Annotated in this window: 13 protein-coding genes; 7 read left to right on the top strand and 6 right to left on the bottom strand. The window is 63.8% G+C overall.

The genetic code is table 11. The features are described from left to right. The first annotated feature begins 57 nt into the window (after positions 1-57). From ACR9Y2_RS26235 to ACR9Y2_RS26225, 3 genes are read left to right on the top strand one after another with little or no spacing between them, the layout of a single operon-like run. Positions 58-1026 (top strand): DmsE family decaheme c-type cytochrome, encoded by a 969-nt coding sequence (locus ACR9Y2_RS26235; protein ID WP_435044689.1) that lies wholly within the window; start codon positions 58-60, stop codon positions 1024-1026. Then, on the top strand, positions 1023-3020 hold the full coding sequence (locus ACR9Y2_RS26230; protein ID WP_435044688.1) for a hypothetical protein: 1998 nt from the start codon (positions 1023-1025) through the stop codon (positions 3018-3020). Before ACR9Y2_RS26235 ends, ACR9Y2_RS26230 begins: the two co-directional genes overlap by 4 nt. 16 nt (positions 3021-3036) lie before the next feature. Beyond that, positions 3037-4125 carry a c-type cytochrome gene (locus ACR9Y2_RS26225; RefSeq protein ID WP_435044687.1) on the top strand — a complete coding sequence of 363 codons (1089 nt, stop codon included), beginning with the start codon at positions 3037-3039 and terminating at the stop codon, positions 4123-4125. 87 nt (positions 4126-4212) lie between these two features. Here the strand turns inward: ACR9Y2_RS26225 and ACR9Y2_RS26220 are convergent, their stop codons facing one another. From ACR9Y2_RS26220 to ACR9Y2_RS26195, 6 genes are all read right to left on the bottom strand, one after another. Next, on the bottom strand, positions 4213-4887 hold the full coding sequence (locus ACR9Y2_RS26220; protein WP_435044686.1) for a hypothetical protein: 675 nt from the start codon (positions 4885-4887) through the stop codon (positions 4213-4215). A 171-nt stretch (positions 4888-5058) separates the two neighbouring features. Further along, positions 5059-7713, bottom strand: coding sequence for an ADOP family duplicated permease (locus ACR9Y2_RS26215; protein ID WP_435044685.1), 2655 nt, complete (start codon positions 7711-7713; stop codon positions 5059-5061). A gap of 5 nt (positions 7714-7718) precedes the next feature. Then, on the bottom strand, positions 7719-8060 hold the full coding sequence (locus ACR9Y2_RS26210) for a PadR family transcriptional regulator (protein WP_435044684.1): 342 nt from the start codon (positions 8058-8060) through the stop codon (positions 7719-7721). A gap of 108 nt (positions 8061-8168) precedes the next feature. Continuing rightward, positions 8169-8450: an anti-sigma factor family protein gene (locus tag ACR9Y2_RS26205; protein WP_435044683.1), complete on the bottom strand. Its 282-nt coding sequence runs from the start codon at positions 8448-8450 to the stop codon at positions 8169-8171. Then, complete coding sequence (locus tag ACR9Y2_RS26200) at positions 8447-9049, bottom strand: RNA polymerase sigma factor (protein ID WP_435044682.1); 603 nt, start codon at positions 9047-9049, stop codon at positions 8447-8449. Before ACR9Y2_RS26200 ends, ACR9Y2_RS26205 begins: the two co-directional genes overlap by 4 nt. A gap of 21 nt (positions 9050-9070) precedes the next feature. Next, entirely contained in the window at positions 9071-9511 is a 441-nt protein-coding gene (locus ACR9Y2_RS26195; RefSeq protein WP_435044681.1) for an OsmC family protein, read from the bottom strand. Positions 9512-9599: 88 nt separating this feature from the next. On the opposite strand from ACR9Y2_RS26195, the gene ACR9Y2_RS26190 reads away from it, so the two are divergent. From ACR9Y2_RS26190 to ACR9Y2_RS26175, 4 genes are read left to right on the top strand one after another with little or no spacing between them, the layout of a single operon-like run. Next, a complete protein-coding gene (locus ACR9Y2_RS26190) occupies positions 9600-10913 on the top strand; it encodes a TolC family protein (RefSeq protein WP_435044680.1) in 1314 nt (437 codons plus the stop codon). Further along, positions 10900-12060 carry an efflux RND transporter periplasmic adaptor subunit gene (locus ACR9Y2_RS26185; protein ID WP_435044679.1) on the top strand — a complete coding sequence of 387 codons (1161 nt, stop codon included), beginning with the start codon at positions 10900-10902 and terminating at the stop codon, positions 12058-12060. The genes ACR9Y2_RS26190 and ACR9Y2_RS26185 overlap by 14 nt, the downstream gene beginning before the upstream one ends. Continuing rightward, positions 12057-15230: an efflux RND transporter permease subunit gene (locus tag ACR9Y2_RS26180; RefSeq protein WP_435044678.1), complete on the top strand. Its 3174-nt coding sequence runs from the start codon at positions 12057-12059 to the stop codon at positions 15228-15230. The genes ACR9Y2_RS26185 and ACR9Y2_RS26180 overlap by 4 nt, the downstream gene beginning before the upstream one ends. Continuing rightward, positions 15227-15415, top strand: a complete 189-nt coding sequence (locus ACR9Y2_RS26175) for a YgaP family membrane protein (protein ID WP_435044677.1) — start codon at positions 15227-15229, stop codon at positions 15413-15415. The genes ACR9Y2_RS26180 and ACR9Y2_RS26175 overlap by 4 nt, the downstream gene beginning before the upstream one ends. Positions 15416-15420: the final 5 nt, after the last annotated feature.

Here is a 15420-nt window from a genome sequence, read left to right as displayed (position 1 = left end):
AAACTACGGGCAGGTTTCGCAAGGGACCTGCCCCTTTTTCTCAGATCGGGAGAACTCATGACTTTCCGGTTATTGCCGTGGACCGCGGCGGTGGCGCTGTCGGTTTGGGCGGCGGGTGCGTCACAGGATCAGAAGCCGCCGGACAAAACCGCGGCGCAGCAGGAAGCTAAACCTGCCGCGCCAGCGAAGAAAGAATTCATAGGGTCGGAAACCTGCGCGGGTTGTCACGAGGACATCAGCACTGCTTTTAAAAAGAATCCTCATTCCATCCTCGAAACCAACAAGAAGCGCGGTTGGGAGACCAAAGCCTGCGAATCGTGCCACGGGCCGGGTTCCGTCCACGCAGAGACCAATTCGGCCGATGACATCCGCAGCCCGAAACAGATGAAGGCCTCGGCGATCGACGCCATGTGCCTGAACTGCCATAAGAATCAGCAGACGCACGTCGGCCGGCTGCAGAGCAGCCATGCCCGCAACAACGTACCCTGCACCTCCTGCCACAACATGCACAAGCAGGGCGAGGAGTCGAGCGCGTACCAGTTCAAGCGGACCACCGGCATCAATCAGAAATGCTCAAGCTGCCATCGTGATGTGGCTGCCAGCTTCAATAAGCCCAATCATCACCGCGTACCGGAAGGCGCCATGAGCTGCACCGGCTGCCACAACCCGCATGCCAGCAACCAGAACCGCAATCTCCGCCTGTCGGGCGGCAACGAGCCTGGTTGTTTCGCTTGCCACGCCGACAAGCGCGGCCCGTTCGTTTTTGAACACGCGCCCAACCGCAACGAACCCTGTTCCATCTGCCACGAGCCCCACGGATCAGTCAATCCGCGCATGCTCAAACGGGCCGAAGTCGCGCCGTTGTGCCTGGAGTGCCACTCCAATATCCAGACACCTCCCGCGGCCTCGACGGTGGGCGGGATCCCCCCGGCGCTGCACGATCTGCGCAGCCCGCGGTTCCGCAACTGCACCACCTGTCATCAGAAGATCCACGGTTCTAACGTGAATGGGGCGTTGCTGCGATGAGAATCTGGCTGGCATTGCTTCTGCCGCTGACGCTTCTGGCGCAGGAGTCTGCCGACAAAAAGGAAGCCACAACCGAGAAGAAGGACGAGAAGGCGGCCGCCGCATCGCCGCAGCCTCAAAAAGAGAAGGAACTCACCGGCTACATCGACCTCGGCGCACGCTGGGTCGGGCACGCCGGCGACTTCAACACTTACCGCAGCCTCGTCAATCTCAGCCAGGGCACGCGCCTGCTGGGCATGGACGTCGGCTATGAACCCGCGGCCAACCGCCTGTTCACCAGCCTGCGGATCCAGGGCTACAACTGGGGCGGCGATCCTTACAATACCGCCCGGTTCGACGTGCAGAAACGCGGCATCTACCGCTATGTAGGCAACTACTCGAACATCGCCTACTACAACTACCTCCCGTCGTTCGCCGATGTCACCGCAAACAAAGGTGTCTACCTGAACCAGCGTTCCTACGACACCACGCGCCGCAACTTCGAGAACGAGCTCACCCTCTTCCCCGGCGGCCGCATCATGCCCTACATCGGCTACTCACGGAACTCCGATAGCGGCAACGGCATCACCACGCTCGTCGCCGACATGAACGAATACCCCTTGCGGAACCTGATCACCTGGGGTATGAACGAAGTGCGCGGCGGCGTCCGCATCGAGATGAACCGCTGGCACGTGACGCTGGAAGAAGGCGGCACGAACTTCAAGGACGACCAGGGCGTCTATTCCACAGAGAAGCTCACCGGCAACCGGACGGCCCCCTACCTGGGCCAGTCGCTCTACCTGCTGAGCGGAGCCCAGTACTATCGCGTCCGCGGCAACGGCGCCTACACCAAGGTGCTGCTCACCGCCAACCCGTTCAACTGGCTCGACCTCTCCGGTTCGCTCGTCCGGACATCCCCCAAGACCTACGCCTCTTACACCGACACGTTGAAGGGTAGCCTGGTCTCGGGTGAAGACCCCCTGCTGGTCATCCCGCAGATCACCGACTCTTATTACGGCAACGTGCGCATGCCGCACACCTCCGCCAGCGCCTCCGCCGAACTCCGGCCCATGGAACGCCTGCGCGTCCGCACCACCTGGGAAACCGACCGTTTCCACACCAGCGGCAGCGGCGTCCTGACCACCTCCTACTTCCTCACTTCCACGGCCACCACCGGAACGCCCATCACCGGTACCGACGGCGAGCGTCTCGACGTCAGCCGCAACCGCCAGCAGGTGGAAGCCCTGTACGACATCTCGAAGAAATACACCGTCCGCGGCGGCTACCGCTACGAATGGGGGGATGTCGTCCTGAAGGCCAACCAGTTCATCACCAACAATCCGGTGGAACGCGGCCAGTTGCAGCGCCACATCGGGCTGTTCGGCTTCCTCGCCCGGCCGGTCACCCGGTTGACCGTCACCGGCGACTTCGAACTGGCCGACGGCGTGAAGACCTACTATCGCAGCGGCCTGATGGACACCAAACGTATCAATTTGCAAAGCCGCGTCACCCTGCCCAAGAGCATGTTGTTCAACCTGATTTACGCCCGGTTCGACAACAAGAACCCCACGACAGGCATCAACCTCGACGCGGTCTCCCAGTCTACTTCGGCCAACCTGCAATGGCTGCCGAACGACGGTAAGCGGATCAGCATCATCGCGGACTATACCCGCTCCACCATCAGGAGCGACTTCAATTACCTCTATCCCCTGGGGCTCTTTCCGGTTCAATCCCTTTACAGGGACAACGCGCACAGCGGCACGCTCATGGCCGACTTGCGGTTGCCGCTCGGCAAGAACTACAGTGGACATCTGACCTTCGGCGGCTCGTTCGTCACTACGTCGGGCACCCGCCCGTCGAACTACTATCAGCCGCAGGGCCGGATTCAACTCCCCGTGACACCCAAGCTGGAGTTCTTCTCGGAGTGGAAGTACTATGGGCTGCACCAGCCTACCTACTACTACGAAGGCTTCCGCTCGAACATGTTCACCGGCGGCGTTCGGTTCGTGATGTAAGGACCGGAGGAGCACAATGAAGCGAATCTTATTAGGGTTGATCGCCGGCGCGGTCCTCTCCCAGGCGGCTGTCCTGGTGGGCGACTCCTCGCGCGGCGCGGCGCTCTTCAAAAGCCAGAACTGCGAAACCTGCCATAGCGTCAATGGCGAAGGCGGGAAGATGGCTCCGGACCTGGGCAAGCGCTCCAGCCGGGGCTACTCCCCTTCCGACCTGGCGGGCCTGATGTGGAATCACGCGCCCCAGATGTGGTCGGCCATGGAGAAGGCGAACCTCACCAAGCCCAAGCTCGACAGCCAGCAGGCGGCCGATCTCTTCGCTTACTTCTTCGCCGCCCGCTACTTCGAGAAAAAGGGCGACGCCGGCCGCGGCCGCCAGCTCTTTGTCTCAAAGGGTTGCGCCGATTGCCACAACATCACCTCCACCAATGGCCTGGGCGGCACCCCGGTCATGAAGTGGGCCTCTGTTACCGATCCCATCGAGCTGGCCCGCCAGATGTGGAACCACTCGCCCAAGATGCGGGACACCATGAACGCCAAGGGCATGAAGATGCCCATCCTCACGGCCCTGGAGATGAACGACATCTCGGTCTATCTCCAGAATCTCCCGCAGACCAAGAACCTGAAACCCGAGTTCGCCCCGGCGTCGCCCACCACGGGTGAAGTGCTGTTCCAGGCGAAAGGCTGCACAGGCTGCCACGTCGGTGACAACAGCCTGGCGAAGAAGTCCTCCATGCGCACGGCGGGTGAATTCGCCGCTTCGATGTGGAACCACTCGTCCAAAATGAAGCAGCAGTCAGAACTCCTGCCCGAAGAGATGCGCCGTCTTGTCGGCTACATCTGGGCGTTGCAGTTCAGCAATGACGACGGCACTGCCGCCCGCGGCCAGAAGGTCTTCGAAAGCCGCGGCTGCGCCACCTGCCACGACAAGGGCCAGGCGCCCAAGCTCGCCATGGGCGACCGCGCCAACTCCTACGAGATGATCTCGGTCCTCTGGGGCCATGGTCCGTCCATGCAGAAACAGATGGCGAGCCAGGGCATCAAATGGCCGCGGTTTGAAAACACAGACATGTCGGATCTGCTGGCTTATCTCAAAACACGCCGCTAGCTGTTCCGCATTCCAGTTGAAAAGGGTGGGGCCCGCGCTTCACCCTTTTCCTATTCCTGCCCCCACTGCCGCAACCGCCGGGCCATCCTATTTCTGAGCTGTTTCCACGAAATGCAGATTCAGCATCGCCATCCCTGTCCCCGGATCCACCAGTAACTGCCAGGCCAGCTTTCGTTTGCTGGCGTCAATCAAACGGCGCAGAACCGACCGGGCCGGTCCACCTAACGAGGCCATCGGAAGCTGGGTTTGATTCAGGAAGTTGGTCGGCCCCGCGCCCAATCCAATGGGCCGCCCCGTCGCCTTGCTCAACGCGGCCACGAACTCCTGCAGGATCCGGGCGAAGCTGCGCGGCCCAGGTTCCAGGGCGACGCGGGTGTCCATCAGCGAACGGCGCGCGATAAACCGGCAGTTGGCGTCGAGGTAGCCGGAGGGGATGAGGTCGACGCTTCCGTCGGCCTCCATCAGCGTGAAATTGCGGCCGGCTTCCCGCCGCGCGGCTTCGACCACACGCGAGAGAATGGCGCGCTTCTCCATGTTCGTCGGCGGATGCGGCGCCAGGGGGAAGCGCACTTCCAGGCGAACGGGCTTGGGAATCAAGGGCCTGGGTTGATTGACCACCTTCGTGACGGCCGCTCCGGTGGCGCCAGTCGTCTCCTGGGGGCAATAGTCCTGGGGATCCTCATAGTTGATCGTCCACCCGTATTCCGCTTCGAGGATCTCAGCCGCGGTGGCGAGGGGCCGGCTGCTCTCCAGGCGCAGCACGATCTCATCCCCATTACGATCCAGACTGGGTCGAAGACCGGGCGGCCTGCTCTGAGCGAAACCGGGACACAATCCACACATCCACACCGCAATCAGTAGCTTCAGGCGGGCAGAAGGTAGTGTGAGCATGCCGGACGTCCAGCCAGCGTGTCATCAGTCTACCCTGAATCTTTACTCGTGCCGTAAGGTATTTGCCGGATCCAACCGCAAAATGCGGGCCGCCGGAGCCAGGCTCGCCAGCACGGCCACCACCAACAGGCCCGCCGCCACCGCGCCCAGCGTCAGGGGATCAGAGGTGGTCACACCCCACAACATGCTGCGCAGCACGCGGGTCGCCGCCGATGCGCCCAGTAGTCCAATCGACACACCCGCCAGCGTCAACCAGAAGCCGGGCAGAACCACCGACCCCACCGCCTGTCCGAAACTCGCGCCCAACGCCATGCGGATGCCCAGTTCCCGGGTGCGTTCCGACACGGTGCCCGAGATCAACCCGTACAGGCCAATGCCCGAGAGTAGCAGGGCGAGTCCGGCCAACCCGGCCAGCAGCGACAGCATAAAGCGCTCCATCGCCAAGGTTCCGGCCCGCACCTCGTGCATCGCCTTGAAACCGGAGATCGGCAGCAGCGGATCCACGGCCGCGGCGGCCTGCTGCATCCCTGCTTTCAACCCGGCGGCGCCGCCGTTCCCTCGAATCACCCAATGCGGAGCGAACCATGTGTGCGCCGACGCCAGCAGGCTGCCGGGCAGCTGGTCGGGCGAGACATAGACAAACGGCACTTGGCCGTACGGCCCAAATTGCCCCCAGCCCGCACCCGACTGCACGTTGCCCACCACCCCCACTACTTCAAACTGCTGCGTACCCAGTGAAAAGTGGCTGCCGACAGCCTCCTGCTCACGGAAGTACGCCGCCGCGAAGGCATCGTTGACAACCGCCACTGGCGTGCTGGCCGCCGAATCCGACTCCAGCAACAGCCTGCCCCGCCGCAGCGGAATGCGCAGGGTCTCGAAGTAGGACGGCGTGACGTAGGCGATGTTCGTGATCTCATTGCGCCGCTGCTCCCGCGCCGCCGGCCCGTCCAACCGGTGGAAACCGACATTCAGGGCGCTTTCGAACGGCAGGCTCAGCGTCACCGCGGCCGACTCCACACCAGGAATCTGCCGCATCCGCTCCAGGCCATCCCGGAACAGACGGCTCACCGCCTGGGGGTCCTTGTACCGCGCGTCCTGCAAAGAGAAACTGGCGGTCAGTACTCGATTGGGGTCGAACCCCGGATCCAGTCCGCGCAGGTGTGCGAAACTCCGCACCATCAAGCCGGCCGAAACCAGCAGGATGACGCCCAGCGCTACCTCGGTCACCACCAGGCAGCGCTGCGGCCAGTGATTCGCCCGCCCCGCATGACCGCGGCTGCCGCTCTGGATCAGGTTCCCGTGGATGTCGATGCGGCTGAAATGCAGCGCCGGCGCCAGCCCGAACACCAGGCTCGTAAACAACGCCAGGCCCAGGGTTACGGCCAGCACCCGCAAATCCACCTGTACCGGCTGCCACACCGGGAACAGGTCGCCCGCTAGTTGCTCCAGGCCGGACAAGGCGAAGTACCCAATCGCAAGGCCCAGCACGCCGCCCGCCAACGAAACCAGGACACTCTCCGTCAGCAGTTGCCGGACAACGCCACCCCGTCCGCAACCCAGTGCCAACCGTGTCGCCAGCTCCCGCGACCGGCTGCCCGCCCGGGCCAGCAACAGGCTCGCAATATTCACGCAGGCGATCAACAGCACCATGCCCACGGCGCTCCACAGGATCAGCAGGGGCGTGCGGATGCCCTGCGTGAAGCTAGCCTGCAGGGGGAAGGCCAGCAGGCGGTACTCCTCCGGAGCGTTGGTACGTCGCGTCCGCGGCCGGGCCGCCCAGATAGCGGCCAGTTGTTGCTGCACCGACTCCCACGACAGGTTCACCGGCAACCGGGCGATCACATGGTAGTTCGTCCCCTGCCCTTCTCCGCCCGTGTTCGGCCTCAACGGCGTCCACACATCCACCACGGAATTGGTCCGGAAATCCGCCGGCATCACGCCCACCACCTGGTGCGGCTCTCCGCGCAGATGGATCGTCTTGCCCATCACGGCGGGGTCCAGCGCAAAGACCCTCTGCCACAGGGCATGGCTGATCACCGCCACCGGCGGACCGCCCGTCCGGTCTTCCTCCGTCGTAAACTCCCGTCCCACCACCGGCGGCACCCCCAACACCCGGAAGTAGCCGCTGCCCACCCGCTGCTGCTGCGCGAACTCCGCCCGGTTCTGTCCCGGGAACGCCAGGTTGATGCCCGTCACCGAGGCGCTGTAGACGGCCTTGTCCAACTCCGGCACCCCGTCCCGCACCATCTCCCAGATTCGGCCGTTCACCGCCGTATTCAAACCGCCGCCTTGCCCCAGGAACTCCAGCGATACCTGGGCCAGTCGCTCCGCCTGGGGATACGGCAGCGGCCGCAGCAGCAGCGAGTCGACAATGCTGAAGATCGCCGTATTCGCCCCGATGCCCAGCGCCAGAGTCAGCACCGCGGTACAGAAGAAGCCGGGACTGCGCCGCAAGGCCCGCGCGGCGTACCGCACATCGCGCACCAGCGTCTCCAGCGGCTGGATCGTATTCATCTCGCGAATCTCCTCCTGCACCAGTTGCCGGTTGCCGAACTTGCGCTGTGCCGCCGCGCGCGCCTCGTCCGGAGCCATCCCCCGCTCCACGTTCTCGGCGGTCTCGATTTCGATATAGGAGTCGATCTCTTCGGCCCGCTCGCGCTCCCAGCGGGCTCTGCGGAAGTACTTCGTCCAGCCCATAACCGTTACTCCTCCACAGGCCGGATCACCCGCTCCACGGCGCGCGCCAGTTGCGTCCAGCGATCCGTCTCGGCCACCAGTTGCTTGCGCCCCGCCGGAGTCAGCCGGTAGTAGCGCGCCTTGCGATTGTTTTCCGAAGTGCCCCAGAACGACGCGATCCAGCCGCGGTCCTCCAACCGGTGCAGCGCCGGGTACAGCGACCCGTGCTCCACCTGCAGCACCTCCTCTGACCGGTGCTCGATCACATGGGCGATGGTATGGCCGTGAGATGGGCCGACGACCAGGGTCTGGAGGATCAGCATGTCCAGGGTGCCCTGGAGCATATCGGGTGTGTCGCGCTTCGGCATGGTCTAGTGGCGATAATACTCCACTAGACGTTCGACCGGAAGAACTCAGAATGTAAAATGTGACACCCTGGAATCAGGGGTTTGAAGGATCCTGTCGTCGAGGGGAGCTTACGCCTGCTGCCGCCGTGCCAGCGCTGCCTGCCACGCCGACTTCAGCCGCTGCTCCAGTTCCGGCGGCACCGGACCGCACTCTGCCCTGCCCTGGAACGCCCGTTCCGCCGCCACACAGCGCTTCAGGCTTTGCAGGAACTCGATGCACGGCGGACAGTCCGCGATGTGTGCTTCCACTTCCCGGCAATCCACCGCATCCAATTCGCCGTCGACATACTCGGACAGCTTGGCGAAGACTTCCAGGCAGGCCGGATCGCGTTTGTCATGCTGAAGCGTCATTGTGCCTTCTCCACATAAGCCGCCAGGCTCTTGCGCAGCGCCAACCGTCCGCGGTGCAGTCTCTGCTTCACCGTATCCTCGGTGAGTTCCAGAACCTCCGCCGTCTCCGCCGTCGACAGGTCCTCCACGTCGCGCAGCAGCACCACAGATCGGTATGTATCCGGCAATTCGCGCATCGCCCGCTCCAACTCCTCGCTCAACTCCTGCCGCAAAACCCGCCCTTCCGGCAGTTCCGACGTGTCCGCCACCTGGATGGGGCGCTCCCCCTCCTGGCCCGGCAGAAGTTCATCCAGGGAAAGCTCCCGGTCTGGAGCGAAGACACTCTTGCGCCTCTTCATGAGGCAGTAGTTCTTCGCGATCCGGAATACCCACGCCTTCACCCGCTCCGGATTCTCCAGTTGATCGAAGCTCTCAAAGATCTTCAACAAGGTGTCCTGCGCCACCTCTTCGGCGTCTTCGCGCTGGCCGCACATCAACCACGTGTACTGGAAGATCCGGTGTTGAAAACTCTCGACGAACGGCGTAAAGGCTGATTCGTCGCCGGCCAGCAGGCGCCGCGCCCATTCCACTTCCGGAGCTATCCGGCTAACGGTTGTCACGCCCCTATCTTACTTGCTCACTCACCCGTTTGCCGGACTGAGTTCTTCCACCACCGGCGATACCGTGGACCCCGTCCGAATCTCCACGGCAATCGCCGGCGTGGCCAGCATGGTGTTCTTGATCAGGCATTTCTCCGCCGAACGACGGAGCCCTTCGATGTCCTTCTCTTCAAACACGCCCGGCACCTCAATCCCAATCACAAACTGATCCAGCCGCGCCGGGGCCTTGGCCTTCTCGGCCGTAATCTTCACTCGCAAACCGGCGCTCTCCAGCTTGCGGACATTCAGATACTGTACTGCGTAATACCCAGCGCAAGTGGCCAACGAAGCCAGCAACAGCTCAGGCGGAGTCATTCCTTCGTCAGCACCGCCGTTGTCCAGCGGCTGATCGCAAATCAGCTTGTGCCCGCGCGCCTCGGCCTCAAACTGCGCATCGCCCAAATAGTTGACAGTAAGTTCCATATAAACGCCTTCACAGAAAAAGATGCAGCCGCTTACCAAAGGTGACATGTCACCGAGTGCGGAAAAACGCATCATTTCTGCTGTGCGAATGAGAATCCTTTTCCTTTCGATCGCGGCCGCCCTCGGCGCCCGGGCGCAGGATCCCCTAAGCCTGCGAGACGCCGTCAAAATGGCGCTCGCCAAACACCCTGCGATGGAGGCTGCCACGGCCCGCATCCAGGCCGCCGGAGCCCGTGTGGAGCAGGTGCGCGGCGGGCTGCTGCCGCAGGTCCGCTACACCGAGATGTTCCAGTCCGGCAACAACCCCGTCTACGTCTTCGGAGCCCTGCTCACCCAGCGCCAGTTCACCGCCAACAACTTCGCCCTGGGCGCCCTCAATCGCCCCGACCCCCTGAATAATTTCCAGTCCATGCTGACGGCGGAACAATTGGTCTACGATTTCGGCGGCCTGCGCAAAACCATTCACGCCGCCGAACTGGGCCGCAGGATTTCGGAAGAAGAAAAGAAGGCAGCGGAACTGATGCTGGCCGCCGGCACCGCCCGCGCCTATCACAGCGTCACTCTCGCTACCGAGGGCTTAGTCGTTGCCCGCGAGGCTCTCAAAACCGCTGAAGCCGACCAGGCCCGGGCCGAGACTATCCGCGACGCCGGCATGGCCACCGACGCCGACGTGCTCTCCATTAAGGTGCACGTCGCCTCGATGCGCGAACAGGTCATCCGCCGCCAGGCCGATCTCCGCATCGCCCAGGCAGCTTTGAATGACGCGCTCGGCCTGCCCCTCGATACGCAGCACAAACTCACCACCGAACTCACGCCTGCTGCCGCCGCCGTCAAGACCGAAACCGCACGCCGCCCCGAAGTCGAACAGGCCCGCCTCACCCTGGAAGCCGCTTCCGCCCAGGCCGCCGCCGCCAAAGCCGGCTACTGGCCCCAATTCTTCCTGCGCGGAGCGTTCGAAGCCGACCGCCAGAACTTCGTCAACAAAGGCGGAGCCAATTGGATGTTCGCCGCCGGGCTCAAATGGACCCTCTTCGACGGCAATCGAACCCGCAACGCCGTAGCGGAGGCTCGGTCGATGTCCAACGCCGCCGCCGCCGGACAGCGCCAGGTGCAGAGCGCCGTTCAACTCGAGGTTCGCCGCGCCCAGGCCGAATTCGACTCGGCCACCGAACGCATCCAGGTCACCGACGCTACCATCGCCCAGGCCGACGAAAGCCTGCGCATCCTGCGCAACCGCTACTCCAACGGACTGGCCACCGTCACTGACCTCCTGCGCGCCCAAACCGCCCTGCTCGACGCCAAAATGCGCCGCCTGGGCTCGATCTATGAACAACGTCTGGCGGCCGTCGCCGTGGAGCAGGCCGAAGGAATTCTGAATGGAGATTCGAATGTTCTGCAGTAACTCGACCAAGCTGGCGGCCCTCGGTCTGGCCGCGTTGTGGCTCACCGGCTGTGGCGGTGAAAAGCCTGTGCCGAAGAAGGCTGAAGACGCGCCCGCCGTCAAAGTGAGCGTGATCCGCGCCGCCCAGGAGTCCATGCCCGACGAGTACGTGGCCACCGGCACCATCAAAGCCCGCACCACCGCCACCCTCTCCGCCCGCGTCATGGGCTACATCCGGGAACTCAAGCCGCAGGCCGGCGACACCGTCAGGGCCGGCCAGGTGGTCGCCGTCATCGACGCCAAGGAGATCGAAACCAGTGTCCGTCAGGCCGAAGCTGCCCGCGAAGAGGCCCGCAGCGCCATCCCCGAGGTCGACAACGCCATCGCCGCCGCCAAGGCCCAACTCGACCTGGCCGCCTCCACGCTCAAGCGCATGCAGAGCCTCTTCGACCAGAAATCGATCACCCCCCAGGAGTTCGACGAAGTCTCCGCCCGCCACCGCATGGCCCAGGCCAATTACGAGATGGCCAAGGCGAAACGCGCCCAACTCGACCAGAAGATCAAACAGGCGGGGGAAGCCGTCAACCAGGCCTCCGTCCTGCGCGGCTACACCGAAGTCACCGCCCCCTTCACCGGCATTGTCATCGAACGCAAGGCGGAATCCGGCATGCTCGCCGCACCCGGCATGCCCCTCCTCGTCGTCGAACAGGCCGGCAGCTACCGCCTGGAAGCTTCTGTCGAAGAGGCCCGCCTCGCCTCCATCCGCCCCGGCCTGGCCGTGAAGGTCGACCTCGAATCGATGGATCACCCGCTGGACGCCCGGGTCGAAGAGATCGTACCCGCCATGGACCCCGCCTCCCGCTCCTTCACCGTGAAGATCGGCGTGGCTGGCGCCGGCACCCTCCGCAGCGGCATGTTCGGCCGCGCCCGTTTCCCCCAAGGCACCAAACAGGCCCTCACCATCCCGGTCATGGCCCTCATGGAGCAGGGTCAGGTGCAGCGCGTCTTTGTTGTCGACAATGGCATCGCCCGCGGCCGCCTCATCACCACCGGAGCCCGCACCGCGGGCCGCGTTGAAGTGCTGAGCGGACTGCAGGCCGGCGAAACCATCGTCTCCCCCGCCCCCACCAATCTGGCCGACGGCGGCAAGGTCGAGGTGCGCCCGTGAGCGAGACACCCAAGTACGGTCTGGCCGGCCGCCTGGCCCATAGCTGGATCAACTCCAAACTCACGCCGCTCGTCATCGGAGCGTCGCTCCTCATGGGCGTCTTCTCCGTCATCATGCTGCCGCGCGAAGAGGAGCCCCAGATCATCGTCCCCATGATTGACGTCATGGTGGGCATGCCCGGCGCCAGTGCCCGCGAAGTGGAAGAACGCGTCACCAAGCCCATGGAGAAGCTCCTCTGGGAGATCCCCGGAGTCGAGTACATCTACTCCACTTCCTCCTCCGGCATGTCCATGGCGATCGTGCGCTTCAAGGTGGGCGAGGACGAAGAGAAAAGCATCGTCAAGCTCAACCAGAAGATGCACTCGAACGTCGACCTCATCCCGCCCGGAGCCTCCCAGCCGCTGGTCAAGCCGCGTTCCATCGACGATGTCCCCATCCTGGCCCTCACGCTGCACTCCGCCCGCTACAACGACTTCGAACTGCGCCGCGTCGCCGCCCAGGTCCACGACGCCGTCAAACAGGTCAGCGATGTCAGCGAAGTAACGATCCTCGGCGGCCAGCGGCGCGCCCTCAAGGTCACCCTCGACGCCGCCCGCCTCTCCGGCTACAACCTGGCGCCCCTGCAGGTGTTCGGCGCCATCGGCCAGTCGAATCAGAAACTGCCCGCCGGCCAGGCCGCGCAGGCCAACCAGGTGACCATCCTCGAAGCCGGTGCGTGGCTCAAAAACGCCCAGGATGCCGCCTCCCTGGTCGTCGCCGTCGCCAACGGCCGGCCCATCTACCTGCGCGACATCGCCACCGTGGAAGACACCGGCGAGGACCCCACGCAGTACGTGCAGTTCGCCTCCGCCGGCAAGTTCGAACCCGCCGTCACTCTCTCCATCGCCAAGCGCAAGGGCATGAACGCCATCACCGTGGCCGATCATGTCATCGAACGTGTCGACGCCCTCAAGGGCCATGTCATCCCACAGGACGTCAGCATCGACATCACCCGCAACTACGGCGAAACGGCAGCCGAGAAGTCGAATGAACTGCTGTTCCACATGGGCATCGCCGTCGTCTCTGTCAGCATCCTCATCGCCCTGGTGCTGGGCTTCCGCGAATCGCTCATCGTCTTTACCGCGATCCCCGTCACCCTCGCCCTGACGCTCACCGTCTTCTACCTCTACGGCTACACGCTGAACCGCATCACGCTCTTCGCGCTCATCTTCTCGATAGGGATTCTCGTCGACGATGCCATCGTGGTCGTCGAGAACATAGTCCGACATACGCACCTGCCCGCCAACAACGGCCGGCCTCTGGCCGAGGTCGCGGTCGAGGCGGTCGACGAAGTGGGCAACCCCACCATCCTCGCCACCCTCACCGTCATCGCCGCCATCCTGCCCATGGCCTTCGTCGGCGGACTCATGGGCCCCTACATGCGCCCCATCCCCATCGGCTCCACCGCCGCCATGATCTTCTCCATCATCGTCGCCTTCCTGGTCACGCCCTGGGCCGCCGTACGGCTGCTGAAGACCGGCGTCTCACACAGTGCGAATGAACCCGAAGACCGCTTCACTACCTTCTACCGCCATGCCATGGACAAGCTGCTCCATGTGCCCGTCCTGCGCTACGGCTTCCTCATGATGGTCGTCGTCCTGCTCCTCGGTTCCATGGGCCTCGTCTACACCGAGTTCGTCAAGGTCAAAATGCTGCCCTTCGACAACAAGAGCGAGTTCCAGGTCATCGTCGACATGCCCGAGGGCACCACCCTCGAAGACACCGCCCGCGTCACACGCCAACTCGCCGAAGCCACCTTCGCCCAACCCGAGGTCGTCAACGTCCAGACCTATACCGGCACCGCCTCGCCCTACAACTTCAACGGCCTCGTCCGCCACTACTTCCTGCGCAGCGGCCCCAACATGGCCGACATCCAGGTGAACCTCCTGGGCAAGGGCGACCGCAAACTCAAGAGCCACGAGATCGCCAAGCAGGTGCGCGAACGCCTGCTGCCCATCGCCCGCGCCAACCATGCGCGCATGAAAGTCGCCGAAGTGCCGCCCGGCCCGCCAGTCCTCCAGACCCTGGTAGCCGAAGTCTATGGACCCACCGCCGCCGGGCGCGATCGCCTCGCCGCCGGCATCCTCGATATCTTCGACAGAACCCCCGGAGTCGTCGATGCGGACTGGTATGTCGAAGACCCCCAGCCCAAGCAGGTCTGGCAGGTTGATCGCGAGAAGGCCGCCCTCAACGGCGTCTCCACCGCCGACATCGCCCAGACCCTGCGCCTGGCCTCGGCCGGGATGACCGCCGGCCTGCTGCACATCGATGCCGCCAAGGAAGACATCCCCATCAGCCTGCGGCTCGACCGCGCCACCCGCAGCGACTTCGACCGCCTGCGCAGCCTCAAGGTCGCCGGCCGCACCGGTAACCTCGTCGCGCTCTCGGAACTCGTCCGCGTCGAAAACACCACTAGCGAACGCAGCATCTACCACAAGAACCTGATGCCCGTCACCTACGTCACCGCGGACGTGGCCGGCATCATGGAAAGCCCTGTCTACGCCATCCTCAACCTCGGGCCGAAGATTGCCAAACTGCCCGTCGACGGCGGGTACGAGATCGAGCAGTACACCGCTCATCAACCCTTCGAAGACTCGAAATACTCCATGAAGTGGGACGGCGAGTGGCACATCACCTACGAGGTCTTCCGCGATCTCGGCCTCGCCTTCGCCGCGGTCCTGGTGCTCATCTACGTCCTGGTCGTGGGCTGGTTCCAGAGCTTCCTGACACCGCTCATCATCATGGCCGCCATCCCGTTTTCCCTCGTCGGCATCCTGCCCGCCCACGGCATGATGGACGCCTTCTTCACCGCCACTTCCATGATCGGCTTCATCGCCGGAGCTGGCATCGTCGTTCGCAACAGCATCATCCTCGTCGATTTTGTGGAACTGCGTTTGAAGGAGGGTATGCCTCTGGATAAGGCGGTCATCGATGCCGGAGCCGTTCGCTTCCGCCCCATGATGCTCACCGCCGCCGCCGTCGTCGTCGGCAGCATCGTCATCCTGTTCGATCCCATCTTCCAGGGGCTCGCCATCGCGCTGATGGCCGGAGAAATTGCCTCGTTGACGCTCTCGCGCGTCACCGTCCCCATCGTCTATTTCATCGCCAACCGGAGGAGACAATCCGTATGACCGTCGACCGCTACCTGCGTATGATTGCCGGCTTCTTCGTGATGCTCAGCGTCGCCCTGGGCGTCTATCACGATCCGCGCTGGTTCTACTTCACGGCCTTCGTCGGCCTGAACCTGTTCCAGAGCGCCTTCACCAACTGGTGCCCCATGATCACCTTCCTGCGCAAGCTGGGGGTGAAAGGCTGACGTGC

Source organism: Paludibaculum fermentans, from assembly GCF_051172195.1.
Lineage (GTDB): Bacteria > Acidobacteriota > Terriglobia > Bryobacterales > Bryobacteraceae > Paludibaculum > Paludibaculum fermentans_A.
This window is presented reverse-complemented; position numbering and strand designations above follow the sequence as displayed.

What these genes read in the sequence shown, in the direction of transcription:
- ACR9Y2_RS26225 (WP_435044687.1), top strand. Translation starts at nt 3,037, where the DNA reads ATGAAGCGAATCTTATTAGGGTTGATCGCCGGCGCGGTCCTCTCCCAG.
- ACR9Y2_RS26210 (WP_435044684.1), bottom strand. Translation starts at nt 8,060, where the DNA reads ATGCCGAAGCGCGACACACCCGATATGCTCCAGGGCACCCTGGACATG.
- ACR9Y2_RS26175 (WP_435044677.1), top strand. Translation starts at nt 15,227, where the DNA reads ATGACCGTCGACCGCTACCTGCGTATGATTGCCGGCTTCTTCGTGATG.
- ACR9Y2_RS26190 (WP_435044680.1), top strand. Translation starts at nt 9,600, where the DNA reads ATGAGAATCCTTTTCCTTTCGATCGCGGCCGCCCTCGGCGCCCGGGCG.
- ACR9Y2_RS26215 (WP_435044685.1), bottom strand. Translation starts at nt 7,713, where the DNA reads ATGGGCTGGACGAAGTACTTCCGCAGAGCCCGCTGGGAGCGCGAGCGG.
- ACR9Y2_RS26185 (WP_435044679.1), top strand. Translation starts at nt 10,900, where the DNA reads ATGTTCTGCAGTAACTCGACCAAGCTGGCGGCCCTCGGTCTGGCCGCG.
- ACR9Y2_RS26205 (WP_435044683.1), bottom strand. Translation starts at nt 8,450, where the DNA reads ATGACGCTTCAGCATGACAAACGCGATCCGGCCTGCCTGGAAGTCTTC.
- ACR9Y2_RS26235 (WP_435044689.1), top strand. Translation starts at nt 58, where the DNA reads ATGACTTTCCGGTTATTGCCGTGGACCGCGGCGGTGGCGCTGTCGGTT.
- ACR9Y2_RS26230 (WP_435044688.1), top strand. Translation starts at nt 1,023, where the DNA reads ATGAGAATCTGGCTGGCATTGCTTCTGCCGCTGACGCTTCTGGCGCAG.
- ACR9Y2_RS26195 (WP_435044681.1), bottom strand. Translation starts at nt 9,511, where the DNA reads ATGGAACTTACTGTCAACTATTTGGGCGATGCGCAGTTTGAGGCCGAG.